Source organism: Streptomyces sp. TAA204, from assembly GCF_000424965.1.
Map to the genome: position 1 here is coordinate 631,027 of NZ_AUKW01000002.1, position 25,707 is coordinate 656,733.

Sequence of the window (25,707 nt, forward strand, 5' to 3'; positions counted from 1 at the left end):
GACGGACCTGCCGCTTCGCCTGCTCCCGGCAGCGGACGCGCCGTGTGCACCGCAGGTCAGTGACGGCCGTGCGCACTGTCCGAGACGCCGCCGAAGAGCCGGGCGACGAGACGGAAGGGCAGGGTCACGACTGTGGCGACCGCGCCACCGATCGTGCGCAGCACATCCGCGATTGCTTTGAACATGAGTGAGCCTCCAATGATCGGCACCCGGGGCCTGAGAGCGGACCCGGGCCAGCCGCCGGCGCGACTGCACCGTGGCTGGTGTCCCTCAGGCGGCAGGCAAAACACCGAAGACCGGAACCGGAGGTAACAGTTGCCCGGACCGGCGCGCGGACTGCCGGCGGGAGGGCCGTCCGGGGGTTCGCGTCCACCGGGTCACCGGGGTCACCGAGTTCACCGGGGTCACCGGATGAGGCCCGGTCAGGACAGGTCCGCGCCTCGGCGTCAGGCTGCGTTACACCTCGCCCGCCCACGGCGGATTCGCACCGCGTACCGCGCAGACCGCGGCGGCGACCCGTGCCCCGAAGTCGAGGGCGCCGGTGAGCTGTCCGGTGCTCAGCGCGTCGAGCCTGCCGCCCAGCGCGCCCGCGTGGTGCAGGGAGTGCAGCAGACCCGCCATGAAGGAGTCGCCCGCGCCGACCGAGTCGACGACCGTCACCTCCGGCGCGGGCCTGTGCAGCCGCTGCCCGTCGAGGGAGGCGAGGACGCCGTCGGCGCCGAGGGTGATGACGACGAGGCGCGCGCCGTCCGCGTGGAAGGTGTCGGCCGCCTGCTCCGGCGAGGTGCCGGGCGCGGTGAGGTGGGCGAGGTCGTCGTCGGACAGCCGCAGGATGTCGGCTGCGGCGCACCATCCGGGCAGCGCCTCGCGGTAGACGGCGGGGTCGACGAGCAGCGGGCGCACATTGGGGTCGACGGAGACGGTCGCCCGCTGCCCCGCGTCCCGCAGCAGCTCCTCGACCGCCGCGCCGCCCGGCTGCCGTACGAGCGCGAGGGAGCCGGTGTGCAGACAGGAGATCTCGCCGGCCGCCGCTTCGGCCAGCTCGCCGGGCGTCCACTGCCAGTCGGCGGTGTTCTCGGCGTGGAAGGAGTAGTCGGCGCGGCCCTCGTCGTCGACGTCGGCCACGGCGAGGGTGCTGGGTTCAGCCGCGGCGACCGAACGGCTCAGGTCCGCGCCGGACTTGGAAAGGTGCTCGCGGAAGAGGCGTCCGAAGACGTCGGAGGACAGCCGTCCGAGGAAGCGCGTCGGTGTCCCCAGCCGTGCCAGCGCGACCGCCGTGTTCGCGGGGCCGCCACCGGGCAGCACGTCCAGCCCGACGGCGGGCGTCCCGGCGTCCCGCGACGGCGGCCGGACGAAGGCGTCGGCGACGCACTCTCCGAGCACGGCGACGGGTGCGGCCTGTGCGGACGGGGGTGGCGCGGGCATGCGTGACCTCACGGGTTCTGTGGCTCAGCGGTGGTTCGGCTCGCGCTGGAGTCCAACAGCCCCCCGTGCCGCTGTCAACGGAGGCGGACGGCGTGCGGGCGGCAAGCGGGCACAGCCGCGCGGGCGCCGGGCCTGCCGGTGGCCGCTCCCCCCGGACCGGGCCGGTTCACCCGTTATGTATCGTCCCGTCGCAGACAGGCACCCCCGGCGGAAAGGGACCAACGCAGTGCGACGGGAGCAGAGCCGTGACCGGGGCGGGGACCGGGCGCACCGGGGGCACCGCCGGGAGCACGGCCCCGGCAGCGGGACGGACGGCGGCGGGAGCGGGCAGCACGGGCGGCGTTCACCGCGCGGCGGCCTGGACGAGCAGCTCTCACGGCTCGAAGGAGCACAGTACGGGCGCTACAAGGGCCTCACCGGCGCCTGGAAGCTGCCCGGCGCCGAGTCCACGGGGGAGATCTTCGAGCTGGTACGGGCACAGTCCGACCCCTTCGCGCCGCCCGCCCGTGCTGCCCTGCACGTGCCCGCCGCGCGCGCCGGATTCCCGGCGGAGCTGTGGCGCACTCCGGTGCGGAGGCGGGCGCTGGCGAGCTTCCTGGCACGACGGGCGGCCGAAGTCGCCGCGGGCGAGCGGTCGCTGCGCATCGACGCGGGCGGCCAGGAGGTGCTGGACCGCGCCTCGTGCCAGATCGACGAGGGCGACGGCGGTGTGACGCTGCGTTTCGGTCTCGCCCTTCCCGGCAAGGGGCGCCGTATCGACGCCCGGTACGCGCGGCGCCTGATGTGCGAGACGGCGCCGAGGATCGCGCGGGAGGCACTGCGGCACGCGTCCCTGGACGCCGCCGCGGTGCGGGAGTTCGTGGAGACCGTAGAGGACTCGGACGCGCTGCGCGCCGCGCTTCCCGGCCTGGGACTGGTCGCCTTCGTCGCGGACGGCGCGGTGCTGCCGCGCGGCAGCGGCGTCGACGACCGGCCTGCGCGGGGCGGGGGCGTCGTACCGTTCGCGTCGCCCGAAGGGCTGCGGGTGACGGTGGAACTGCCCCACGCCGGGCCGGTGACGGGCATGGGACTGCGCGAGGGCGTGAGCCTGGTCGTCGGCGGCGGTTTCCACGGCAAGTCGACGCTGCTGCGCGCCCTGGAGACCGGCATCTGGGACCACGTCCCGGGGGACGGGCGTGAGCGCGTGACCTCGCTGCCCGGCACGGTCAAGCTGCGCGCCGAGGACGGGCGCCGCGTGGAGCGGGTCGACGTGCACGCCTTCGTCGGCCATCTGCCGGACGGCTCCGACACCACCGACTTCTCCACCGACAACGCCTCCGGCTCGACCTCACAGGCGGCGTCCCTGTGCGAGGCCGTCGAGGCGGGCGCGCGGGTGCTGCTCATCGACGAGGACACCGCCGCCACGAACCTCATGATCCGTGACGCGCGCATGCAGGCCCTGGTGGCCAAGGAGCGCGAGCCGCTCACACCGCTGGTGGACTCCGTGCGCTCCCTGCACCGCGATCACGGGGTCTCGACGGTGCTGGTCATGGGCGGCTCCGGCGACTATCTGGAGGTCGCCGACCGGGTGCTGATGATGGACGCCTACCGCCCCTCGGACGTCACGGAGCGGGCCCGCGAGGTCGCGTCCGTACCGACGGGGCGGCACGCGGAGGCGGAGTCCTTCCCGCCCGTCGTGCACCGCGTCCCGCAGCCGGAGTCCCTGGAGGCGTCCTCGGGCGGACGGCGGCGCGTGAAGTCGCGCGGCGAGGACGCGCTGACGTTCGGCGAGCACGAGGTGGACCTGCGGTCGGTCGAGCAGATCGCCGACTCGCGGCAGGTGACGGGCATCGGACTCGCTCTCGAACTGATGGTGCGGCGCGGGCATCTGGACGGGACACGCACACTCGCCGAGGCGCTGGAGCTGCTCGACGGCGATCTGGCCGCCGGAGCCGGGGCGCTGCTGGCCGTGCGTGACGAGGACTTCGCGGTGCCGCGCCGGTTCGAGACCGCCGCGGCGCTCAACCGGGTGCGCGGTCTGCGGGTGCGCCGGCGTACGGGCGGCGGCGCGGGGCCGGCATGAGCGATGGCCCCCGGAGGGTGACCACCTGGTATCTGGAGCAGACCTCGCCCGGGGACGTACGGGAGGCGCGGGCACCGGACGCCTCGCGCGAGGTGCGGATCGTGCGGGCGGAAGTGCCCAGCCCCGTCTTCAGCCGGTTCCTCTACACCGCCGTCGGCGCGGACGTGGCCTGGACGGACCGTCTGCCCTGGACGCGGGAGCGATGGCGGGAGTGGCTGGAGCGGCCCGGCGTGGAGACGTGGGTGGCATACGAGCGCGGGACCCCCGCCGGCTACATCGAACTGGACGGAGCCACCCCGGACACCTCGGAACGGCAGCCCGGCGCCGGAGGCACCGTCGAGATCAGCTATTTCGGGCTGCTGCCCGCCTTCCGGGGACGGCGGATCGGGGGGCATATGCTCGCGTACGGGGCCGGGCGGGCGTGGGACATGCACGAGCGGTGGCCGGGAGTGCCGCCGACGGGCAGGGTGTGGGTGCACACCTGCAGCAAGGACGGGCCGCACGCGCTGGACAACTACCGGCGGCGCGGCTTCCGTCTCTTCTCCACGGAGGTCTCGGAGGAACCGGCCGGGTGACCGGCCCCCGGGGGGCATGACCCGGGCGCTGCGGCCGGGTTCCACGGCGGGCACTGTGACCGGACCCACATCGGTCCACCATGAGAGACGTTTCTGTCCACACTGTGGATATTGGTGGACTGCCCGATCGGCGCCGTGGGACGCTTCCGTCATGTCTCGCACTGGAATCGCCTTGGTGAGTCGACGCCACGTCGACCTCGGCCGTATGTCCAGTGCCATCTGTCCGGCGGGCTGACAGTCCCAGCACCGCCGATTTCCGAGCCGCCCTCACCGCCGCGGGCGTGCGCTCCCTCCCGCTGAACCGCCCGCAGCCCCTCCCTGCCCGTTTTGTGCGCTCCGCCCGTACGCGCAGGTCAGGGCCGCAGCCGTGAGCGCCGCCCGCTGCCCGCCCCACCGCCCAGGACACCTCCCGACGACTGTCCGCCGTCCGCCCGAGGACGCGCCGAGGACACGAAGGCCCCGAAGGACGACCACCATGGCTGACACCTCCAAGCAGCCCGCGCCCGCGCCCGCCCGCCGCAAGGCGGGACGCCACCGCGGCGAAGGCCAGTGGGCCGCTGGGCACTTCACCCCGCTCAACGGCAACGAGCAGACCAAGAAGGACGACGACGGTCTCAACGTGCGGACACGCATTGAGACGATCTACGCCCACCGCGGCTTCGACTCGATCGACCCCGCCGACCTGCGCGGACGCATGCGCTGGTGGGGCCTCTACACCCAGCGCAAGCCCGGGATCAGCGGCGGCAAGACCGCGATCCTGGAGCCGGAGGAGCTGGACGACGAGTACTTCATGCTCCGCGTCCGCATCGACGGCGGCCAGCTGACCACGCAGCAGCTGCGCACCATCGGCGAGATCTCGCAGGAGTTCGCCCGCGGCACCGCCGACATCACCGACCGCCAGAACGTCCAGTTCCACTGGATCCGCATCGAGGACATGCCGGAGATCTGGCGGCGTCTGGAAGGCGTCGGGCTCTCCACCACCGAGGCCTGCGGCGACACCCCCCGCGTCATCCTCGGCTCCCCCGTCGCCGGCATCGCCGCCGACGAGATCATCGACGGCACCCCCGCCATCGAGGAGATCAACCGCCGCGTCGTCGGCAACCCCGCCTATTCGAACCTGCCGCGCAAGTTCAAAACCGCGGTCTCCGGCTCGCCCCTGCTCGACGTCGCGCACGAGATCAACGACGTCGCGTTCGTCGGCGTCGAACACCCCGAGCTGGGCCCGGGATTCGACGTGTGGGTCGGCGGCGGGCTCTCCACCAACCCCAAGCTCGGAGTGCGGCTCGGAGCGTGGGTGCCGCGCGACGAGGTCGCCGACGTGCACGAGGGCATCGTCTCGATCTTCCGCGACTACGGATACCGGCGGCTGCGCACCCGCGCCCGCATCAAGTTCCTGGTCGCCGACTGGGGCGCGGAGAAGTTCCGTCAGGTGCTGGAGCAGGAGTACCTGCTGCGCAGCATGGCCGACGGGCCCGCGCCCGAGACCCCGGCCGAGCAGTGGCGCGACCACATCGGCGTGCACGCCCAGCGCGACGGTGCCTTCTACGTGGGCTTCGCGCCGCGCGTCGGCCGCGTGGACGGCGGGACGCTCGCCAAGATCGCCGACCTTGCCGAGGCCCACGGCTCGGGCCGGGTGCGTACCACCGCCGAACAGAAGATGATCGTCCTCGACGTCGCGGGGGACCGGGTGGAGTCCCTGACCGAGTCCCTGGAGGCGCTCGACCTGACCGCGCGGCCGTCGGTCTTCCGCCGCGGCACCATGGCCTGCACGGGCATCGAGTTCTGCAAGCTGGCCATCGTCGAGACCAAGGCGCGCGGCGCGTCGCTGATCGACGAACTCGAGCACAGGCTCCCGGACTTCGACGAGCCGCTCACCATCAACGTCAACGGCTGCCCCAACTCCTGCGCCCGTATCCAGGTCGCGGACATCGGCCTCAAGGGCCAGCTGGTCACCGACTCCGGGGGCGAGCAGGTCGAGGGCTATCAGGTGCACCTGGGCGGCTCGCTCGGTATGGAGCCCGGCTTCGGCCGCAAGGTGCGCGGCCTGAAGGTCACCGCAGGTGAACTGCCCGACTACATCGAGCGGGTGCTGCGCAACTTCCAGCAACAGCGCGAGGACGGCGAGCGCTTCGCCCAGTGGGCCGCGCGTGCGGAAGAGGGTGCGCTGAAGTGAGCGAGCGAGCCGCCCCGTTCTACTGCCCCTACTGCGGCGACGAGGATCTGCGCCCCTCCGAGGAGGGGCACGGCTCCTGGGAGTGCGCCGCCTGCAACAGGGCGTTCAAGCTCTCCTTCCTCGGCCTGCTGGCCAGGGGCCTGCCCGGTGCGGACGGCCCCGGAACCGGCGGCGAGGAGCATCCGGAAGGGAAGCACACGCCATGACCACCGCTCAGCAGCACTCCCCGGCACAGCTGCGGCAGCTCGCGCAGGACGCGGGCCGCGAACTGGAGGACGCGCCGGCGCTGGACGTACTGCGCTGGGCCGCCGGGAACTTCGGGCCGCGATTCTGCGTCACCTCCTCCATGGAGGACGCAGTGGTCGCCCACCTCGCCTCCCGCGTACTGCCCGGAGTGCCCGTCGTCTTCCTCGACACCGGATACCACTTCCCGGAGACGATCGGGACGGCGGACGCCGTCGAGGCCGTCATGGACGTCGAGGTGATCCGGCTCACCCCGCGGCAGACGGTCGCCGAGCAGGACGCCCGGTACGGGCCGAGACTGCACGACCGCGATCCCGACCTGTGCTGCGCGCTGCGCAAGGTCCGGCCACTGGAGGAGGGCCTGCGCCACTACGATGCTTGGGCGACGGGACTGCGCCGCGACGAGTCGCCGGCGCGGGCGGATACACCCGTCGTCGGATGGGACGATCGCCGGCAGAAGGTCAAGGTCTCGCCGATAGCACGGTGGACGCAGGACGACGTGGACGCCTACGCGGCGGAGCACGGCGTGCTCACCAACCCGCTGCTTGCGGACGGCTACGCCTCCGTCGGATGCGCCCCGTGCACCCGGCGCGTCCTTCAGGGCGAGGACGCCCGAGCGGGACGCTGGTCGGGCAGGGGGAAGAGCGAGTGCGGAATCCATCTGTGAATTCCGGGCGTTGAAGGGCGCACGTCGAGCGTGGGAACCCGTACGGGACAGGCAGCGGACAGGGAGCGGGAGATGACCGGAACAACGACCCGGGCGGTGGCGGCCGGCGCCACGGTCTGGCTGACGGGTCTGCCCAGCGCGGGCAAGACCACGATCGCCCGCACGCTGGCGGACCAACTGTCCGCGCAGGACCACCGGGTCGAGGTCCTGGACGGTGACGAGATCCGCACGTTCCTCTCCGCCGGGCTCGGTTTCTCCCGCGCCGACCGGGACCAGAACGTGCAGCGGATCGGCTTCGTCGCCGAACTGCTCGCCTCGCACGGCGTCACGGTACTCGTGCCGGTCATCGCCCCCTACGCCGACAGCCGGGAAGCCGTACGCAAGCGTCATCAGGCGGAGGGCACCGGATACTTGGAGGTGCACGTCGCCACGCCCGTGGAGGTGTGCTCGGAACGTGACGTGAAGGGCCTGTACGCCCGTCAGGCCTCCGGCGAGATCTCCGGCCTGACCGGCGTGGACGACCCGTACGAGGCCCCGGAGGAGCCCGATCTGCGGATCGAGGCGCACCGGCAGGGCGTGGAGGAATCCGCTGCGGCGCTGCGCGCGCTGCTGAGTGAGAGGGGACTGGTGTGACGACGGCGATCACGGCGCTGCAGGAGGAGAGCGAGAATCCCTACGCGCTCTCCCACCTGGACGCGCTGGAGTCCGAGGGCGTGCACATCATGCGGGAGGTGGCCGGGGAGTTCGAGCGCCCCGTGCTGCTCTTCTCCGGCGGCAAGGACTCCATCGTCATGCTGCACCTGGCGCTGAAGGCGTTCGCGCCGGCGCCCGTGCCGTTCGCGCTGCTGCACGTGGACACCGGCCACAACTTCCCCGAGGTGCTCGACTTCCGCGACCGCGTGGTGCAGGAGCACGGGCTGCGCCTGCACGTCGCCTCCGTACAGCGGTTCATCGACTCCGGCGAGTTGCGCGAGCGTCCCGACGGAACCCGCAACCCCCTGCAGACCCTGCCGCTGCTGGACGCCATCGGGACGAACCGCTTCGACGCCGTCTTCGGCGGCGGACGGCGGGACGAGGAGAAGGCGCGCGCAAAGGAGCGGGTCTTCTCCGTGCGCGACGAGTTCGGCGGCTGGGACCCGCGCCGGCAGCGCCCCGAGCTGTGGCAGCTCTACAACGGCCGCCACGCGCCGGGCGAACACGTGCGCGTCTTCCCGCTGTCGAACTGGACCGAGCTGGACGTGTGGCAGTACATCGCCCGCGAGAAGATCGAACTGCCCGCGATCTACTACGCCCACGAGCGCACCGTCTTCTCCCGCTCGGGCATGTGGCTGGCCCCGGGCGAGTGGGGCGGGCCCGGCGACGGCGAGCGGGTGGAGCGTCGCAAGGTGCGCTACCGCACGGTCGGCGACATGTCCTGCACGGGCGCCGTCGACTCCGGCGCGGACACCATCGAGAAGGTCATCGCCGAGATCGCCGCGTCCAGGCTGACCGAACGCGGCGCCACCCGCGCCGACGACAAACTCTCCGAGGCCGCCATGGAAGACCGCAAGCGCGAGGGGTACTTCTGATCATGAATACGCCCACCACGCCCACCACGCCCGCCGGCTTCGGCGCCCACGACCCGGAGCTCGCCGACACCTCCCTGCTGCGCTTCGCCACCGCCGGCTCCGTGGACGACGGCAAGTCCACACTCGTGGGCAGGCTGCTGCACGACTCCAAGTCGGTGCTGGCCGACCAGCTCGAGGCCGTCGAGCACGCCTCGCGCAGCCGCGGCCAGGAGGCCCCGGACCTTGCCCTGCTGACGGACGGGCTGCGCGCCGAGCGGGAGCAGGGCATCACCATCGATGTCGCCTACCGCTACTTCGCCACGCCCCGGCGGCGGTTCATCCTCGCCGACACCCCGGGCCACGTGCAGTACACGCGCAACATGGTCACCGGCGCCTCCACCGCCGAGCTGGCCGTCGTCCTCGTCGACGCGCGCAACGGGGTGGTGGAGCAGACCCGCAGGCACGCCGCGGTGGCCGCGCTGCTGCGCGTCCCGCACGTCGTGCTGGCCGTCAACAAGATGGACCTCGTCGGCTACGAGGAGAGCGTCTTCGCCGCGATCGCCGAGGAGTTCACCCGATACGCCGCCTCGCTCGGCGTCCCGGAGATCACCACCATCCCCATCTCCGCGCTGGCCGGCGACAACGTCGTGACACCCTCGGCGAACATGGACTGGTACGGCGGCCCGACCGTGCTGGAACACCTGGAGACCGTCCCGGTCACCGACGATCCGGCTGAGGACCCCGCCCGCTTCCCCGTCCAGTACGTCATCCGTCCGCAGACCGCGCAGCACCCCGACTACCGCGGCTACGCGGGGCAGATCGCCTCCGGGCTGCTGCGCGTCGGGCAGCGCGTGAGGGTGCTGCCCTCAGGCCGCACGTCCACGGTCGAGGGCCTGGACGTGCTCGGCCAGTCCGTCGACGTCGCCTGGGCCCCGCAGTCCGTGACCGTGCTGCTCACGGACGATCTGGACATCTCCCGCGGCGACATGATCGTCCCCGACGACGCGGACGTGACCGCGGAACAGGACCTGACAGCGACCGTCTGCCACCTCCACGACACCCCGCTCACCCCCGGAGCCCGGGTGCTGCTCAAGCACACCACCCGCACCGTCAAGGCCATCGTGAAGGAGATCCCCTCCCGGCTGACGCTGGACGACCTCTCACAGCATCCCGAGCCGGGCAGCCTCGTCGCCAACGACATCGGCCGCGTGGTGCTGCGCACCTCCGAGCCGCTGCCCGTCGACGCCTACGCCTCCTCCCGGCGCACCGGCTCCTTCCTGCTCATCGACCCGGCCGACGGCTCGACCCTGACGGCCGGCATGGCGGGCGAGGCCTTCGCCGACGCCGTACGGCACACCGGCCGGGACGAGGCGGGAAGCGCCGGACCGGACGACGACGGCTGGGACTTCTAGGCCCATGTCCCTTGCCACAGAGGTCTTCTCGACCTTCGACCAGACAGGCGGCCGGATCGGCAGCGGCGCCCGCGGCAGCGGCCAGGGCGGAGTCGGAGCCTGCCGGCGCTGAGGTACGGCCGCCGGGGCACCAACGCCCCGGCGGCCCGCCCCGCCGGTACTGCCCGCCCGCAGTGAGGGAACCCGGGGGTACTGAGGGCACCACGCACCGCACACCGACGATCCGGCCCTTCGAGAGGACCGCCCCATGCCCGCCCCCGTCCCCGTCCACCGGCTCACCCGACGGCGAAGTCACCGCGCGCTCACGGCACTCGCCGCTCTCACCGCGCTCCCGCTGCTGCTGACGGCGTGCGGCTACGGCTCCAAAGCCCCCAAGGCCACGGGCGGCCCGGCCGTAGCGGGGGGCGAGAAGGTCGACGGTCTCGACGAGGTCAGGCTCGGCTACTTCGGCAACGTCACTCACGCCACACCGCTCGCCGGGCTGCGCAGGGGCGGTGAGATACCTCAGGAGCTGGGCGGCACGAAGGCCGCCACCCAGGTCTTCAACGCGGGCCCCGCCGCGATCGAGGCACTCAACGCCAAAGCCGTCGACATGACGTGGGTGGGCCCCTCCCCCACGGTCAACGGATACACCAAGTCCGGCGGCAGGAACCTCAGGATCGTCGCCGGGGCCACCTCGGGCGGCGCGTCCCTCGTCGTGGACCCGGACAGGATCGGCTCGGTGGAGGACCTCGAGGGCAAGCGGATCGCCACGCCGCAGCTCGGCAACACCCAGGACGTCGCCCTCCTCGACCACCTGGCGGGCAAGGGTCTCGAGGTCGACCCGGAGACCGGCAAGGGCGACGTCTCCGTGCTGCGCCAGGACAACAAGGAGATCCCCACCACCTTCCAGCAGGGCGGCCTCGACGGGGCGTGGGTGCCCGAGCCCACCGCCTCCGACCTCGTGGCAAAGGGCGGCAAGGTGCTGCTGAACGAGAAGGAGCTGTGGAAGGACGGCCGGTTCGTCACCACCAACCTCGTCGTGCGGCAGGACTTCCTCAACAAGCACCCGGACGTCGTCGAGGCCGTCGTACGCGGATCGGTACGCGCCAACGCCTGGATCGGCGAGCATCCGGAAGAGGCGAAGAAGCACATCAACAGCGCCCTGGAGCGCGACTCGGGCAAGAGGCTGCCGCAGCCCGTCCTCGACTCCGCCTTCAAGGACATCGAGATCACCGACGACCCCCTGGCCGCCACGCTCGAACTGCAGGCCGCGCACGCCGTCGAGGCGGGGCTTCTGGAGAAGGCCGACCTCAAAGGGCTCTACGACCTCTCGATCCTCAACAGGGTGCTGAAGGACGAAGGAAAGCCCGCCGTCGACGAAGCCGGGCTCGGCCGCTGATGCCCTCCCGCCCCCGAATCCTCCCGAGAACGCACCACCCCGAACCGGAGGTGACCGCGATGACCACCGCACTGACCACCGCACCGGCCGACGGACCGGCCGACGGACCGACCGCCCCACCGGCGGGGAAGCCCGCTTCCGCAGCACCCGCGCGCAGCACGGGCGTACAGGACGCGCGCCCCGCCATGGACGAGGCCGGGTACGCCGCCCGCATCGACCACGTCTCCAAGTCCTTCGGACGCGCGGGCGCGGAACAGCTCGTACTGGACGACATCACCCTCGATGTCGCGCCCGGCGAGTTCGTGACGCTGCTCGGCGCGTCCGGCTGCGGCAAGTCCACGCTCCTCAACCTCGTCGCCGGCCTCGACCGGACCTCCGCGGGCTCCATCGACGTACCCGGCGGGCGGCCCGCCCTGATGTTCCAGGAGCACGCGCTCTTCCCGTGGCTGACCGCGGGGAAGAACATCGAACTGGCGCTGAAGCTGCGGGGCGTGCCCAGGTCTGAGCGGCGCACGGAGGCCGAGCGGCTGCTGGAGCTGGTGCGGCTGAAGGGTGCGCACCGCAAGCGTGTGCACGAGCTCTCGGGCGGCATGCGGCAGCGTGTGGCCCTTGCCCGCGCGCTGGCCCAGGACAGCCAACTGCTCCTGATGGACGAGCCGTTCGCGGCGCTGGACGCCATCACCCGGGACGTGCTGCACGAGGAGCTGACCCGGATCTGGTCCGAGACGAACGTCTCCGTCCTCTTCGTCACCCACAACGTGCGGGAGGCGGTGCGCCTGGCGCAGCGCGTCGTGCTGCTCTCCTCGCGTCCCGGACGCGTCGCCCGCGAGTGGGCCGTGGACATCTCCCACCCGCGCCGCATCGAGGACGCGGACGTGGCGGGCCTGTCCGTGGAGATCACCGAGGAACTGAGGGGGGAGATCCGCCGGCATGGCCAGCACTGACACGGGCCGGTCCGCCTCCCGGGCGGCGGCGGCCGGCCGGGAGGGCGATGCGGAGCCCGCGAACGCCACGGAGGCCACGGAGTCCGCGGACGCCGGGAGGACCGGGAACGCCACGGAGTCCGCCGCGGGCAAGGATTCCGCCGCCGACCTCGCGGGCCTGGAGGCCGGCCTGGACGCCCTCGACACGCGCACCACCACGCGTGCGCCGCTGGGCCAGGTACTGCGGAGCAAGGTCGTCCCCCCGGTGGTGGCGGTCGCGCTCGTACTGGGTCTGTGGCAGCTCGCGTTCACCCTGCGCCTCAAGGAGCCGTACCAGCTTCCGGGCCCGCTGATGGTGTGGGACGCCCTGGCCGAGGAGTGGTACAAGGGCACGATCCTGTCCATCATCTGGCAGAGCGTCTCGCGCGGCGCGCTCGGCTTCGCCGTGGCGCTGGTGCTGGGCACGCTGCTGGGCCTGCTGGTGGCACAGGTCAAGCCGGTACGCGCGGCGATCGGGCCGATCCTGTCCGGGCTGCAGTCGCTGCCGTCCGTGGCCTGGGTTCCCGCGGCGATCATCTGGTTCGGGCTGACCGACGCCACGATCTACGCCGTGGTGCTGCTCGGCGCGGTGCCGTCCATCGCCAACGGTCTCGTCGCGGGAGTCGACCGCATCCAGCCCCTGCACCTGCGGGCGGGACGCGTCATCGGAGCCACGGGGCTGCAGGGGGTGCGGCACGTGCTGCTGCCGGGGGCGCTGCCCGGCTACATCGCGGGCCTCAAGCAGGGCTGGGCGTTCTCCTGGCGCTCGCTCATGGCCGCCGAACTGATCGCGACCTCACCCGAACTCGGGGCGGGGCTCGGCCAGTTGCTGGAGACCGGACGCGCGTACCAGGACATGCCGCTGGTGCTCGGCGCCATCCTGCTCATCCTGCTCGTCGGCATCGGCATCGAACTGCTGATCTTCGCTCCGCTGGAACGGCGGGTGCTGCGACAACGCGGCCTGCTCGCGGCGGCCCGCTGAAGCGCCGCCGCGCGACCCCGGCTTCGACCGGCCGAACCGGGAGAGACGGAACCCACCGGAAGAGACGGAACCCAGCAGGAGACGGACGGACCACCATGCACGACACGACACGGACCGCCCTCGTGGTCGTCGCACACGGCAGCCGCGACCCCCGGCACGCCGCGACCGTCGCCGCGCTCTGTGCGCGCGTACGGGAGCTGCGGCCCGGGCTGCGCGTGGAAGCGGGCCACCTGGACTTCAACGCCCCTTCCGTGCCGCGTCTGCTGGAGCGGCTGCACGCCGAGGGCGCGGACGACGTCGTCGCACTCCCCCTCCTGCTCAGCCGCGCCTTCCACGCGAAGTCCGACATACCGGCGGTGCTGCGCGAGGTCACGGCGCGGCTGCCCCGCCTGCACGTGCGGCAGGCCGCGGTGCTGGGACCCCATCCGCTGCTCGTCCGCGCTCTGGAGCGCCGCCTGCGCGAGGCGGGACTGGGTCCGGACGAACACCGCACCACGGGAGTCGTCCTGGCCTCGGCGGGCTCCTCCGACCCGGAGGCGAACGCGGTGATCGCACATACCGCGCGGGAGTGGCGGCGCACAGCGGAATGGTGCGCCGTGCGGCCCGCGTTCGCCTCCGCCTCCTCGCCGCGCACCGCCGACGCCGTACGCGGGCTGCGTGCGGCCGGCGTCGAGCGGGTGGCCGTGGCCCCCTACGTCATCGCGCCGGGCCGGCTGCCCGACCGCATCAGAGCGGGCGCCCTGGAGGCGGGAGCCGACGTACTCGCGCCCGTCCTGGGCGCGTCGGACGACCTGGCGACGCTGATCGCCCTCCGCTACGACGAGGCGGTCGCCGCACACGGCCGGGTGGCGCTCAGCGCCTGAGCCCGCCGCTGCCGCGTCCTGCCGGAGCCGCTCGGCCACCCGGCCGGGCACGTACCCGTGGCCGCGCGACGTGCGCGGGAAGTACGGACTCCGGGCAGGTCCCCGTGTACGCACGGAAACCGCCCGCCGCGCTCGTGGAGCGCGGCGGGCGGCCGTCGATCTCGTGGTGCTCGCTGTCGAGCGTGCCGTTCACGTGCCGCTCAGCGGCGGCCCGTGCGCGGCGGGGTGTTGCTCAGCGGAGGTCTCCGCTGTTCACTCGCCGACCTTGAGGAGCTTGTTCGGCGTGCCCTCGCTCGGGTTGGTGATCGCGTCCGGCGTGGCGGCGTCGGTCAGGCCCGTGGCGACGTCGGCCGGTGTGGCGTCCGTGTTGTCGGCCAGGAACAGAGCGGCGGCGCCCGCGACGTGCGGAGCGGCCATCGAGGTGCCGGAGAGGGTCTCGGTGGCGTCGTCACCCGTGTTGGTGGCGGAGACGATGTCCACGCCCGGGGCGTAGATGTCCACGATCTCACCGAAGTTGGAGAACTCGGCCTGGGCGTCCTGGTCGTCGCTGGCCGCGACGGTCAGAGCGTCCGCCACACGGGCCGGGCTGCTGCCGTCGGCGTCCGCGCCCTCGTTGCCGGCGGCCACCGAGTAGGTGACGCCCGCGTCGATCGACTTCTGCACGGCCGCGTCCAGCGCCTCGTCCTGCGGGCCGCCCAGCGACATGTTGGCGACGGAGGGACCCTCGGCGTTCTCGGTCACCCAGTCGATGCCCGCGACGACCTGCTCGGTGGTGCCGGAGCCCTGGTCGTCCAGCACGCGCACGGCGACGATGTCGGCCTTCTTGGCGACTCCGTGGTCGGCACCGGCGATGGTGCCCGCGACGTGGGTGCCGTGACCCTGGCCGTCGTCCGCGTCCTCGTCACCGTCGACCGCGTCGAAGCCGTGGGTGGCGCGGTCCTCGAAGTCCTGGTGCGTGATGCGGACTCCGGTGTCGATGACGTAGGCGGTGACGCCCTCACCCGCGGTGTCGGGGAAGGTGTAGCTGTTGTCGCCCGCGGTCTCGGTCTGGTCGATGCGGTCCAGGCCCCACGACGGCGGGTTCTCCTGGGTGCCGCTGATCGTGAAGCGCTTGTTCTGCACGACCTTCTCGACCTTGGCGTCGCCGGCCAGCTCGCGGGCCTCCTGGGCGCTGAGACCCTTCGCGGAGAAACCGTTGACGGCGGAGTCATAGGTGCGGTTGACCTTGCCGCCGTACTCCTCGGCCAGGTTCTTGCCCTGGGCCTTCACGGAGTTGGTGCCCTTGGTGTCCTTGAGCATGACGACGTAGCTGCCGTCGATCGCGCTCTTCGCCTTGGTGCCGTAGACCGTGCCCTCGGTGGGGGAGGCGCCGGCAGGCATGGTCAGCAGGGTGGCCGCCCCGATCACCGCAGCAGCGACACCGGTCGCCAGGGTGATGCGACGACGCTTCGCTGACTTCTCCGTGTTTCTGGGAGTGTTGGTAGCCATGACGAGGGTCCTCCTCGTGAGGTGTGGGGGGTTGCATGTCACTTCTCACCCGGCCGCGGTGGCGATCCGCAACCGGGTGACTCGAAACACTGTCTGATCAACCCGCGTAGCTCAAGCAGTCTGAGCGGGTGTGACATACACAACTTCTGTCCGCCACCTCAAAGAGCCCCGAATCCCCCCAAGTTGACCTGACTCCCCGTCAGTCCGGTCAGGTATCTGACCGGACTGGCAACACTCCTGTCACTTGTGTGCACGACAGGCGAACGTTCCGTGCCTCCCCTCAGCTCGCCAGTTCGATCAGCCGCTGGACCGTACGCCAGTTGCGGCTCGTCGCCGTCAACGCCGGGCGCACCGCGCCCAGAGCGGCGGGGAGCCTGCTGCGGCCCATTCCCCCGGGGAAGTAGCAGTAGACGGCCGGGCCGATGTGCCGGAACGTGTCCGGCGCGAAGTCCGCCGGGTCCACGGCTGCGAAGTGCCCCTCCTCGGGCGTCTCTTCCAGGAAGATCACCAGTAGTTTCGCCGGGTCCAGCTCGGATGCCGGGTAGGGACAGGCGGCGGCCACGGCGCGCAACTCCTCGGCCGTACGCACCAGGCAGCGGACCTCGAAACCGAAGTGACCGGCCAGCGCGCTCTCCAGCTTCGGCCCGGGGTCCGGGTCGCCGGTGGTGAAGACCGCGTTGCCGCTCTGCAGATAGGTACGTACATCGGCCCACCCCAGGCCGGACATCAACTCCCGCAGCCGGTCCATCGGGACCTTCCTGTGGCCGCCTACATTGATCCCCCGCAGAAGCGCCGCATAGGTCGTCATGTGCGGCAGCTTAGAAGAGTGGGGACACCTCGCGCGGGATGTGCGGGGAAGGTGAGCACGCCCACCGTGCCAACTGCCCGCCCCGGCCGCGCTCTGACCCTACGAGCTGCCGGGTCGCGGCCGCGGCCGGGCCGGACCGCTTCCGCCGAGCGCCGCCTCGATCAGGTCGGCCGCCTGCCGCGTGCCGCCCTCCGCGGCCACCGCCTCCCGCGCTCTCGCGCAACTGCGGGCGACGCGCGGGTCGCCCGTCAGTGCCTCCAGCGCCTCACGCAGCGCCTGCGGCGTGGCCTGCTCCTTGGGCACATGGCGGGCGACCCCGAGCGAGACCAGCATCTCCGCGTTCCCGAACTGGTCGACGGCCTGCGGCACGGCGATCATCGGCGTGGCTGTGGCCAGCCCTTCCTGGCTGCCGCCCGCGCCCGCGTGGGTGACGAAGGCGTCCGCGTGCTGGAGCACGGCGAGTTGGGGAACCCAGGGGTGAACCTCGACACCCGCGGGCAGCGGCCCGAGCTCCGCCGGGTCGACGTGCCTGCCGATCTGCATGACCACGTACCAGCCGTGCAGACCGCCGAACGCTTCCACACACGCCCGGTAGAACTCCGGCTCCTTGGTGAAGGCGGAACCGAGCGAGACCAGCAGCACCTTCTCCTCCTCCCGGCCGCGAGGGGGCCGCCACTCCCCCTCGTGCGTCCGGTCGCCCTGGCAGGCGCCGACGAAGGTGTACACGTCCTCGTTCACGCGCTCGGCGTTCGGCTGGAGGACCTTGGGGATCAGCACCAGCGAGCGTTCCGGCCGGCCGGCGAAGTCGTCCGGGTCCAGGGCGATCCCGTTCTCGGCGAGCCATGAGGCGAAGCGCTCGTAGTAGGCGGTGCCACGCGGTGTCGACCTCAGCTCGGCGGCCATGGCAGCGCCGACCTCCTCCTCGTACCCCTCCCAGGCCACGAGGTTGGGCGAGAGCTGGATGTGCGGTACGCCCCACCGGTGGGCGAGCACACGGGCGGGGTAGGAGGTGATGTCCGAGAGCACGAGATCGGGGATGTCGCGCCCTGCCGCGCCCTCACCCGGGCCGGCGCCCCCGCCTCCACTCCCGCCCTCGCTCTCGTCCCCGCCGCCGTCTCCGCCCTCGTACGCATCGATGAGCTGGGGCAGCGCCTGCCGGGCGTCCTCCAGGAACGGCTCGACGTTGTCGATCAGTTCCGTGCCCCATGCCTCCGGGTCGTCGTCCGCGCCGGGGAGCGTCGTGCCGTAGACCCGCGGCTGCGCCCCGGTTCCCGCGACGAGTTCGGCGAAGGCGTGGGGGATGGCGTAGGTGACGCGGTGGCCGCGCGCGACGAGTTCACGGATGACTTCGAGGCTGGGATTCACATGACCGTGGGCGGCGATGCTGAACATGGCGATATGGGCGGGACGCCCGGGGGTCGAAGACACACCGAGAGGCTAGACGAGACGTCACCTCTCGCACAGCGGTTTGTTCGGCGGCCGCGGGCGGCCGTCGGACGGACGACCGGAGCCACGCCAAGGGATGTTCGAGAAGCTTCCGGTCAGGAGACCGGACGCGAGTCCGCCCACGCGGACTCGAACTCCTCGCGGTAGGCCTGGAAGAGGCTGTGCACCCCCGCGTCCTGCGGCTTGTCCTGCTCGGCACGCTGCTGGACGAGATCGCGCCTGCCTCCCCGCAGCACCAGCACGGGCGACTCCATGCCGCGGACCCGGCGCAGATAGGCCTGCACGACGGCGAGACCGTCCGCTCCGTCGCCGTCGACCATGTACGCGGAGAAGCGGGGGATCTCGTCGAAGACGTGGATCTCGAAGGCGCCGGTGTCCCGGAGCCGCGCGCGAACGCGGCGCATGTGCAGGATGTTCGTCTCGACCGTCCGGCTCAACTCGCCCTTTTTCAAACCGAGTTCGCGCTCCCGGCGGCGTACGGCGCTGCTGGCGGGGTTGAGGAAGAGCAGCCGCAGACGGCAGCCGGAGGAGGCGAGACGCACCAGGCGGCGCCCCGAGTAGTTCTGCACGAGGAGGTTGAGACCTATCCCCATCGCGTCCAGGCGGCGAGCACCGCCGAAGAGGTCCTCGGCGGGGAGCTGCCGCTGCAGACGCACCCGGTCGGAGTGCACGCCGACGACGTCCGCGAAGCGGTCACCGACGAGGTCCTCCACCGCGTCGACCCGCAGCCGGTGGGCGGAGGGCGCGTGATCGCCGGAAGCCCCCATCAGCTCCAGCAGGCGCGCGCACGTACGCTCCGCCTGCGCCAGCACGGTCTCCGACAGCGCGCGGTTGCGGGCGACTGCGCTGCGCGCCACCTCCAGCTCGTCCAGGGCGAGTTCGACCTCGCGGCGCTCCTCGAAATACGGCTCGAAGCAGGGCCAGTGCTGCACCATCAGCTCGCGCAGCTGCGGCAGCGTGAGGAAGGAGAGAACGTTGTCGTCGGCGGGATCGAGCAGATAGCCCTTGCGCCGGCTCACCTCACGTACCGCCACGGCCCGCTGGACCCATTCCTGGCCCGCCGGGCCCGCCGCGGCGATGACCCACTCGTCGCCGTGCACGGGTTCGTAGATGGGACGCAACACGGCCGCGACGACCGCCCGCAGGCGCTGTTCGACCAGATTCAGCCAGACGTAGGCACGTCCGGCGCGACGTGCCCGGGTGTGCACCTCGGCCCACGCGTCCGCGTCCCAGTCGAGGTCGGCACCGATCTCCATGGGCCGTGCCAGGGACACCGCGCCCACCGGGACGTCGGCACCCTCCCCGTCACCGTCGCCACCGCTTTCGCCTGGGGGGAGCTCAAGCCCTCCCGCACCCACCCGCGCACCGCCTTCCTGACCCTGTCGAGCGATCAAGGAAGACTACTGCGGCCCCGGAGACACCGCACCCGGAACCCCCCTCAATCTGCCCTGCTCGCACGCCCGTACGCACCGCAGCGGGGCGCGGTTCCGTCCGGTACGCGGCACCTGAGCGGGGATGCCCGGGTGAGGCCGGCGCAGCGGCCACGTCTCCCACGGCTCCCGCGCCGGGCACCGCCCGGGCACACGGCGGAGCGAACTCACGCGAGGGGAACGGCGGTCGGAAACGGCGGACGGCAATCACTGGATCAGCGCTCTCCTGGGGTCGGCATCTCGGTACTACCGGCTCCCCGGCGATGCGCGCTACCGCCGCGCGGCGACGGGCACGGGTAATTCACTGTTGATACGCAGCCCTCCTGCAACTGACAGACTGCGGCGCCCTGTTGACTACGAGGACCGCGCCTCCCGCACCCTCCCGTGAACCTGTCCCGCACCTGCCGACCGTGTCCCGGCGGAGCCGGGCGTGCTCATCACGGTCCCGGCGGCGGTTCCAGCCCGTGAGGCTGCGAGACGGCCAGCCTGAAGCCGATCTGCCCGAACCGCACCACGTCCCCGGGACGCACGGTGACCGAGCCCGTCACACGACTGCCGTTGACCCAGGTGCCGTTGCTGGAGCCCAGGTCACGCAGCTTCCAGGCGCCGTTCGCACTGCGCAGCTGCGCGTGCGCGCGCGAGACGGTGAAGTGGTTGAGCCGCAGCATCGATCCGGGCGCGCGGCCGATGGAGTAGGCGTGCGAGGCGGGCGGGGGCAGCAGCAGCTCCGGCAGACGCTCGGACTGCCAGGCCCTGCGCAGAGTGCCGGGAAGCCTCATCAGCCGGGTCAGACCGGAGACGTACCAGCGTCTGCGCGGTGACCGCGTCGGCAAGTCATGCAGCACGGCGTGGAGTTCGCTGTGCCACTGGGCGTGCAGGATCACCTCCGTGCGGCGCATGAACGTGTCCTGGGAGACGCGCCCCTGGGCGGCCCCTTCACGCAGCACCTCAAGAGCACGCTCCCGGTCCGCGTCCGACAGCCGCGGCGGGTACGCGCCGAACTCGAGAGATGTCATGACCAGCATTCTCAAGCCGGCCAAACGCCCTGTCCAGGCCGGACCTTGTCCAGTAGCGGAATGAATACATCTGCCGCCGGACCGGTACCCGCAGCCGCCCCGGCGGACGGAGATCCCGTGGACGCCTGCGCTCGGAAATCCCGTGGACGCCCCGGCGCACGGCGCGCTACGTTGCCATCAGGTCCACGGCCACGGCCACAACCACGGAGGGAGGCGAGAGCGATGCGCACCACCGTCACGCGCTCCCGTCCCGTCCGCCGGGTCTCCACCCGGTCCTGACCGGGAGCGCAACACCGCTTCCGGAAGGACCACTTCACATGAGCACGGACCATCTGGTCATCCGCGCCCTCGGCGAGTCCGAGGCGCACGCCGTCTTCACCTCACTGCACGACCCCGGCCTCGTCGGACGACCGCTGCTGGGACGCCCGTACACGACTGTCGGCACGGGCGGCGAATACCGCCCCGAGTGGACCTGGGTCGCGCTTCGCGGGGGCCGCGTCGTGGCCCGGGCGGCCTGCTGGGCCGGCCCCGGCGACGAAGTGCCGCTGGTGCTGGACTGGTTCGACTTCGAGCCGGGGCAAGCGGCAGCAGCCGTCCTGCTGCTGCGCGAGATGCCGCACCGGGTCGAGTTCGAACTCGTACTGCCGCCGGGCTGGCGGGACGACGCGGAGGTGCGGGCGGCGGCCGAGGCACGCATCGACGCGGCCGCCGCAGCCGGCTACCGCCCCCTCGTCGAACGCTTCCGCTACGAGTGGACGCCCCGGTGCGGCCTGCCCGTTCACGCGGGCCGGCTCCGGTTCCGGCCGGAGCCGGACGACGAGGCCGTGCTGGACGTGCTGCGGCGCGTCCAGCACGGCACGCTCGACGCACACGCGCTCAGAGCCCTCGCCGGGACAGGCGACGGGCCGGGGAAGGAGGACGGCATCGAACGCGCCGCGCGGGAGGATCTGGAACATCTGCGCTGGATGCCCTCGCCACGCGAGTGGTGGCGTCTGGCCCGCACACCGGACGGTTCACTCGTGGGCCTGCAGGTGCCCGGCAGGATTCCGAGCGGTCCGGCGGTCGGCTTCATCGGCGTGGTGCCCGAGCAGCGCGGCAACGGCTACGCCTACGACCTGCTGGCCGAGTGCACCCGCCAACTCCACGACGAGGGCGCACAGTCCGTGGCCGCGACGACGGACCTGGGCAACGCCCCCATGGCCGCCGCGTTCGCCAGGGCGGGCTATCCGATCGTGCAGCACCGCTACTGCATGACGCCCTGACACCGCGGAAGCCGGCACGGCACGGCGCCGGGACACAGGCGGACCACAGTCCCGGCGTCGCCGCGTCCGCGGGCACCGTGCGCGCGAACTCACGCGCCGTGGACGTGCCTTCGCGGGCCGGGGCCCGACGGGCGGGCCAGGCCGGCCCGTGCGGCCCTGTCCCGGCTGCCGCGGCTCAGCCCTCCAGCGCCAGCCGCAGGCCCAGTGCCATCAGCACCCCGCCCGAGATCTGCTCCAGCCTGCGGCGCACCCCCGGGCGCGCGAGCACGTGCCGCAGCCGCCCGACGAACCACACGTAGAGCGAGTAGTAGCCCACCTCGAACACGGCCCACACGGCCGCAAGCGCCACCATCAACGGCAGTCGCGGGGCGTCTTCCGGCACGAACTGCGGGAGGAAGAACATGGCGAAGACGGCGCATTTCGGGTTGGAGAGGTTCAGCAGCAGCGCCGCTCGGAAGGAGCGCCATCCGCGCTCGTCGGGTGCCCCGGCCCGGCCCTCAGGCGCCACGTCGAAGGTGCCGCCGCGCCGGGCCGCACGAATGGCCTGGACACCGAAGACGATCAGCACCGCGGCACCCGAGAAGCGCATCACGTCGTACGCGAGCCGGGACGCCGTGAGCAGCGCGGTCAGGCCCAGAGCGGCAACGACGCCCCAGATGAACACTCCCGTCTCGTTCCCGAGCACGGCCATCATTCCGTGGCGGCGACCGCGCAGGGAGCGGCGAATTATCAGCACGGTGCTGGGACCGGGCGACAACGCGATGAGCAGACACGCGCCGAGGAAGGGCGGCAGGACGGAGAGCATCCCGACATCCTCGGCACCTGCCCGCACCGGTCCAACCGGTTTTCCCCGGCCGCCCACCTCACCGCCCTCACCGGCTGCCCTCACCGGCTGCCCTCTCCGGCTGCTCCGCGGGCCCTCCCGCCCCGGCGTCAGCCCCCGGCCGGCTCCGGGGCGGGACGTCCGGCAGCCTCCCGGCCCTCGTGTGTCCGCTCCCGTCCCCGTCCCCGCCCCGGCAGGAACGAGGCGATCACCAGACCGGTGAGGGCCGCGCCGGCGGCGATGAGGAACGAGGTACGGAATCCGTCCAGGGTCGGCACGGCGGTGCCGCCCAGCGGGGTGCTCATGTGTGCCAGTACGACGCCGACGACGGCACTGGAGGTCGATGTGCCGATCGAACGCATCAGCGTGTTCAGGCCGTTGGCGGCACCGGACTCGGACCGGTCGACGGCACCGAGGATCAGCGCGGGCATCGCCGAGTAGGCGATGCCGATGCCCACGCCGATGAGCACGGAGATCAGTACGACCTGCCACACCGCACCCATCAGGGCCGTACCGGCCAGGTAGGCGACGGCCAGGACAACCAGCCCCGTCATCAGTGAGACCTTCGGGCCGCGAGCGGCCGACAGGCGTGCCGAGAACGACGAGACGAGCATCATCGCGATGCCCATGGGCGCCACGCACATCCCCGCGACGACCATCGAGCGGCCCAGTCCGTAGCCGGTCGAGCGGGGCAGCTGGAGCAGTTGCGGCAGCACCAGGGTGGCCGCGTAGAAGGCGAGCCCCACCGTGATCGACGCGAGGTTCGTCAGCAGCACCTGCCGCCGGGCGGTGCTGCGCAGGTCGACGAGCGGATGTGCGACGCGCAGCTCCATGACCCCCCACAGCAGGAGGACCAGCACCGAGGCCGCGAAGAGTCCCAGGACGACCGCGCTGCCCCAGCCCCAGTCCCCGCCTTTGGAGATGCCCAGCAGAAGCGCGACGAGACCGGCGGAGAGCCCGAGAGCGCCGGGCAGGTCGAAGCGGCCTCCGCTGCGCACCGCGGACTCCGGCACCACGAGCACCACCAGCAGCATCGCGAGCAGCCCGAGACCCGCCGAGCCGAAGAACAGCACGTGCCAGTCGGCGTGCTGGGCCACGTATGCGGCGAGCGGCATGCCGAGCGCGCCACCCACGCCGAGGGAGGAGCTCATGAACGCCATCGCCGGGCCCATCCGCTCCGGCGGCAGTTCGTCCCGCATGATGCTGATGCCCAGCGGGATCGCGCCCATGGCGAAGCCCTGGAGGGCGCGTCCGGCGACCATGGGGACGAGTGACGAGGTCGTCCCGCACACCAGGGAGCCCAGCACCATCGCACCGAGGCTGACGAGGATGAGGCGGCGCTTGCCGTAGAGGTCGCCGAGCCGCCCCATGATCGGTGTGGCGACGGCCCCGGAGAGCAGCGTGGCGGTGACGACCCAGGCGGCGTCGGAGGTGGTGGTGTTCAGCAGTACGGGCAGCCGCGCCACGACGGGGACGAGCAGCGTCTGCATGACGGCGACCGAGATCCCCGCGAAGGCCAGCACGGGCACCAGGCCACTGCGCCCGCCGGCCTCCGCCGCTCCCCCCGGAGCCGCCCCCGGGTGCGGAAGCTCCCGCCCGCTCCCGCTTCCGGGTATGGAGGGCGGGGCGGCGGAGTCGGCCTGGGGCATGCAGTCTCCCGGGAAAGACGGTGGTGGGTCGATTACGTGCAGCCTACAAGTGAACCGCTGGGGCCACCTCCGTGTTCCCCCGGACCTCTCCGCCGTCCGCACCCCGGGCCGCCGCCGGTGTTTCCGCACGGCCCGTACGGGAAATCCGAGCTGACAGGGGTGGTCGTCCACCGTTCACAGCGGTGGGCCGTTCCCCGTCCGCGCGCATCGCCCCGAGGAGGGGCGCGGCGGACGGCGGCTTCCCTCCTCCTACGCGCGTCCGCCGCTGGACACGCGCTCCCCCACCGGAAAGGTCTCTTGGTGAGCAACTCCACTGACCTGCTCGACTCCCCCTCGTCCGGAGAGGACGGCTCGTCCCGGCGCCCGTCCGGACGGCGTGACGGACGGCGTGACGGACGGCGTGGCCGCGGGGGCCGCCCTCGTGACCGCCGCGGGGCGCGGGGCGGACGTGACGGGCGCCAAGGGGCTGCTGCGCGTGGTGGGCGTGATGAGGCTGAGCCGCAGGTGGCGGAGGATGATGTTCTGATTCCGGTGGCGGGGATCCTGGACATCCTGGACAACTACGCGTTCGTGCGGACGTCGGGGTATCTGCCGGGTCCGAACGATGTGTATGTGTCGTTGGCGCAGGTGCGGAAGAACGGGCTGCGCAAGGGTGATCATGTCACCGGTGCGGTGCGGCAGCCGCGTGAGGGGGAGCGGCGGGAGAAGTTCAACGCTCTGGTGCGGCTGGACTCGGTCAACGGTGCTTCGCCGGAGGGGCGGCGGTCGCGGGCGGAGTTCAACAAGCTGACGCCGCTGTATCCGCAGGAGCGGCTGCGTCTGGAGACGGAGCCGAATCAGCTCACCTCGCGGATCATCGATCTGGTCTCGCCGATCGGGAAGGGGCAGCGGGGTCTGATCGTCGCGCCGCCGAAGGCGGGCAAGACGATGGTGCTGCAGTCGATCGCGAACTCGATCACGGTGAACAATCCCGAGTGCCATCTGATGGTGGTGCTGGTGGACGAGCGGCCGGAAGAGGTCACCGACATGCAGCGGTCGGTGAAGGGTGAGGTGATCTCCTCCACCTTCGACCGTCCGGCCGAGGATCACACCACGATCGCGGAGCTGGCGATCGAGCGTGCGAAGCGGCTGGTGGAGCTGGGGCACGACGTGGTGGTGCTGCTGGACAACATCACGCGGCTGGGTCGTGCCTACAACCTGGCGGCTCCGGCCTCGGGGCGGATCCTGTCCGGTGGTGTGGATTCCACGGCGCTGTATCCGCCGAAGAAGTTCTTCGGTGCGGCGCGCAACATCGAGGACGGGGGATCGCTGACGATTCTGGCCGCGGCGCTGGTGGAGACCGGTTCGCGGATGGATGAGGTGATCTTCGAGGAGTTCAAGGGCACCGGCAACATGGAGCTGAAGCTGGACCGGAAGCTGTCGGAGAAGAGGATCTTCCCCGCGGTGGACGTGGACGCTTCGGGCACCCGCAAGGAGGAGATCCTCATGGCGGG

At 72.0% G+C, this 25,707-nt stretch carries 23 protein-coding genes and 1 pseudogene; 15 read left to right on the top strand and 9 right to left on the bottom strand.

Features of this window, described 5'->3' with window-relative positions; genetic code table 11:
• Positions 1-56 precede the first annotated feature (56 nt).
• A complete protein-coding gene (locus H343_RS35795; RefSeq protein ID WP_486586794.1) occupies positions 57-185 on the bottom strand; it encodes an LPFR motif small protein in 129 nt (42 codons plus the stop codon).
• 271 nt (positions 186-456) lie between these two features.
• Complete coding sequence (locus tag H343_RS0105555; protein ID WP_051264599.1) at positions 457-1,425, bottom strand: carbohydrate kinase family protein; 969 nt, start codon at positions 1,423-1,425, stop codon at positions 457-459.
• 175 nt (positions 1,426-1,600) lie between these two features.
• Between H343_RS0105555 and H343_RS29020 the strand changes: the two genes are divergently transcribed.
• The 13 genes from H343_RS29020 (at position 1,601) to H343_RS0105615 (ending at position 14,292) form a co-directional block, all read left to right on the top strand.
• On the top strand, positions 1,601-3,487 hold the full coding sequence (locus H343_RS29020; protein ID WP_078505026.1) for an ABC-ATPase domain-containing protein: 1,887 nt from the start codon (positions 1,601-1,603) through the stop codon (positions 3,485-3,487).
• Positions 3,484-4,062: a GNAT family N-acetyltransferase gene (locus H343_RS0105565; RefSeq protein ID WP_028430337.1), complete on the top strand. Its 579-nt coding sequence runs from the start codon at positions 3,484-3,486 to the stop codon at positions 4,060-4,062. The genes H343_RS29020 and H343_RS0105565 overlap by 4 nt, the downstream gene beginning before the upstream one ends.
• A 151-nt stretch (positions 4,063-4,213) precedes the next feature.
• Positions 4,214-4,297, top strand: coding sequence for a putative leader peptide (locus H343_RS35800; RefSeq protein WP_313896922.1), 84 nt, complete (start codon positions 4,214-4,216; stop codon positions 4,295-4,297).
• Positions 4,298-4,537: 240 nt separating this feature from the next.
• Positions 4,538-6,235 carry a nitrite/sulfite reductase gene (locus H343_RS0105570; protein ID WP_028430338.1) on the top strand — a complete coding sequence of 566 codons (1,698 nt, stop codon included), beginning with the start codon at positions 4,538-4,540 and terminating at the stop codon, positions 6,233-6,235.
• The gene (locus H343_RS0105575; protein WP_028430339.1) at positions 6,232-6,441 is read left to right on the top strand and encodes a hypothetical protein; all 210 of its coding nucleotides are present in this window, start codon (positions 6,232-6,234) and stop codon (positions 6,439-6,441) included. Before H343_RS0105570 ends, H343_RS0105575 begins: the two co-directional genes overlap by 4 nt.
• Complete coding sequence (locus tag H343_RS0105580; RefSeq protein ID WP_028430340.1) at positions 6,438-7,145, top strand: phosphoadenylyl-sulfate reductase; 708 nt, start codon at positions 6,438-6,440, stop codon at positions 7,143-7,145. The genes H343_RS0105575 and H343_RS0105580 overlap by 4 nt, the downstream gene beginning before the upstream one ends.
• A 72-nt stretch (positions 7,146-7,217) precedes the next feature.
• Positions 7,218-7,778 carry an adenylyl-sulfate kinase gene (gene cysC, locus H343_RS0105585; RefSeq protein ID WP_028430341.1) on the top strand — a complete coding sequence of 187 codons (561 nt, stop codon included), beginning with the start codon at positions 7,218-7,220 and terminating at the stop codon, positions 7,776-7,778.
• The gene (gene cysD, locus H343_RS0105590) at positions 7,775-8,713 is read left to right on the top strand and encodes a sulfate adenylyltransferase subunit CysD (protein ID WP_028430342.1); all 939 of its coding nucleotides are present in this window, start codon (positions 7,775-7,777) and stop codon (positions 8,711-8,713) included. The genes cysC and cysD overlap by 4 nt, the downstream gene beginning before the upstream one ends.
• 2 nt (positions 8,714-8,715) lie before the next feature.
• Positions 8,716-10,104: a GTP-binding protein gene (locus H343_RS29025; RefSeq protein ID WP_051264600.1), complete on the top strand. Its 1,389-nt coding sequence runs from the start codon at positions 8,716-8,718 to the stop codon at positions 10,102-10,104.
• Between the two features lie 247 nt (positions 10,105-10,351).
• A complete protein-coding gene (locus tag H343_RS0105600) occupies positions 10,352-11,485 on the top strand; it encodes an aliphatic sulfonate ABC transporter substrate-binding protein (protein ID WP_028430343.1) in 1,134 nt (377 codons plus the stop codon).
• A gap of 185 nt (positions 11,486-11,670) precedes the next feature.
• On the top strand, positions 11,671-12,429 hold the full coding sequence (locus tag H343_RS0105605) for an ABC transporter ATP-binding protein (protein WP_028430344.1): 759 nt from the start codon (positions 11,671-11,673) through the stop codon (positions 12,427-12,429).
• Positions 12,416-13,429, top strand: a complete 1,014-nt coding sequence (locus H343_RS0105610) for an ABC transporter permease (RefSeq protein ID WP_028430345.1) — start codon at positions 12,416-12,418, stop codon at positions 13,427-13,429. The genes H343_RS0105605 and H343_RS0105610 overlap by 14 nt, the downstream gene beginning before the upstream one ends.
• A gap of 95 nt (positions 13,430-13,524) precedes the next feature.
• Positions 13,525-14,292 (top strand): sirohydrochlorin chelatase, encoded by a 768-nt coding sequence (locus tag H343_RS0105615; protein ID WP_028430346.1) that lies wholly within the window; start codon positions 13,525-13,527, stop codon positions 14,290-14,292.
• Between the two features lie 252 nt (positions 14,293-14,544).
• Here H343_RS0105615 and H343_RS0105625 read toward each other — a convergent pair whose 3' ends face one another.
• The 5 genes from H343_RS0105625 to H343_RS0105645 all read right to left on the bottom strand — a co-directional run bounded on the left by H343_RS0105625 (position 14,545) and on the right by H343_RS0105645 (position 20,480).
• Complete coding sequence (locus tag H343_RS0105625) at positions 14,545-15,780, bottom strand: S8 family peptidase (protein WP_051264601.1); 1,236 nt, start codon at positions 15,778-15,780, stop codon at positions 14,545-14,547.
• A gap of 280 nt (positions 15,781-16,060) precedes the next feature.
• On the bottom strand, positions 16,061-16,588 hold the full coding sequence (locus H343_RS0105630) for a DUF1697 domain-containing protein (protein WP_028430349.1): 528 nt from the start codon (positions 16,586-16,588) through the stop codon (positions 16,061-16,063).
• Positions 16,589-16,687: 99 nt separating this feature from the next.
• Positions 16,688-17,980 carry a macrolide family glycosyltransferase gene (locus tag H343_RS0105635; RefSeq protein WP_028430350.1) on the bottom strand — a complete coding sequence of 431 codons (1,293 nt, stop codon included), beginning with the start codon at positions 17,978-17,980 and terminating at the stop codon, positions 16,688-16,690.
• Between the two features lie 149 nt (positions 17,981-18,129).
• On the bottom strand, positions 18,130-19,392 hold the full coding sequence (locus tag H343_RS0105640) for an SAV2148 family HEPN domain-containing protein (protein WP_028430351.1): 1,263 nt from the start codon (positions 19,390-19,392) through the stop codon (positions 18,130-18,132).
• Positions 19,393-19,901: 509 nt separating this feature from the next.
• Positions 19,902-20,480 carry an FHA domain-containing protein gene (locus H343_RS0105645; RefSeq protein ID WP_028430352.1) on the bottom strand — a complete coding sequence of 193 codons (579 nt, stop codon included), beginning with the start codon at positions 20,478-20,480 and terminating at the stop codon, positions 19,902-19,904.
• A 317-nt stretch (positions 20,481-20,797) separates the two neighbouring features.
• On the opposite strand from H343_RS0105645, the gene H343_RS0105650 reads away from it, so the two are divergent.
• Positions 20,798-21,742 (top strand): GNAT family N-acetyltransferase, encoded by a 945-nt coding sequence (locus H343_RS0105650; RefSeq protein ID WP_028430353.1) that lies wholly within the window; start codon positions 20,798-20,800, stop codon positions 21,740-21,742.
• Positions 21,743-21,917: 175 nt separating this feature from the next.
• On the opposite strand, the gene H343_RS0105655 is transcribed toward H343_RS0105650, so the two are convergent.
• The gene (locus H343_RS0105655; protein WP_028430354.1) at positions 21,918-22,547 is read right to left on the bottom strand and encodes a LysE family translocator; all 630 of its coding nucleotides are present in this window, start codon (positions 22,545-22,547) and stop codon (positions 21,918-21,920) included.
• A gap of 128 nt (positions 22,548-22,675) precedes the next feature.
• The gene (locus H343_RS29030; RefSeq protein WP_106958777.1) at positions 22,676-24,214 is read right to left on the bottom strand and encodes an MFS transporter; all 1,539 of its coding nucleotides are present in this window, start codon (positions 24,212-24,214) and stop codon (positions 22,676-22,678) included.
• A gap of 387 nt (positions 24,215-24,601) precedes the next feature.
• On the opposite strand from H343_RS29030, the pseudogene rho reads away from it, so the two are divergent.
• A pseudogene (gene rho, locus H343_RS29035) lies at positions 24,602-25,707 on the top strand (transcription termination factor Rho); the annotation flags it as partial.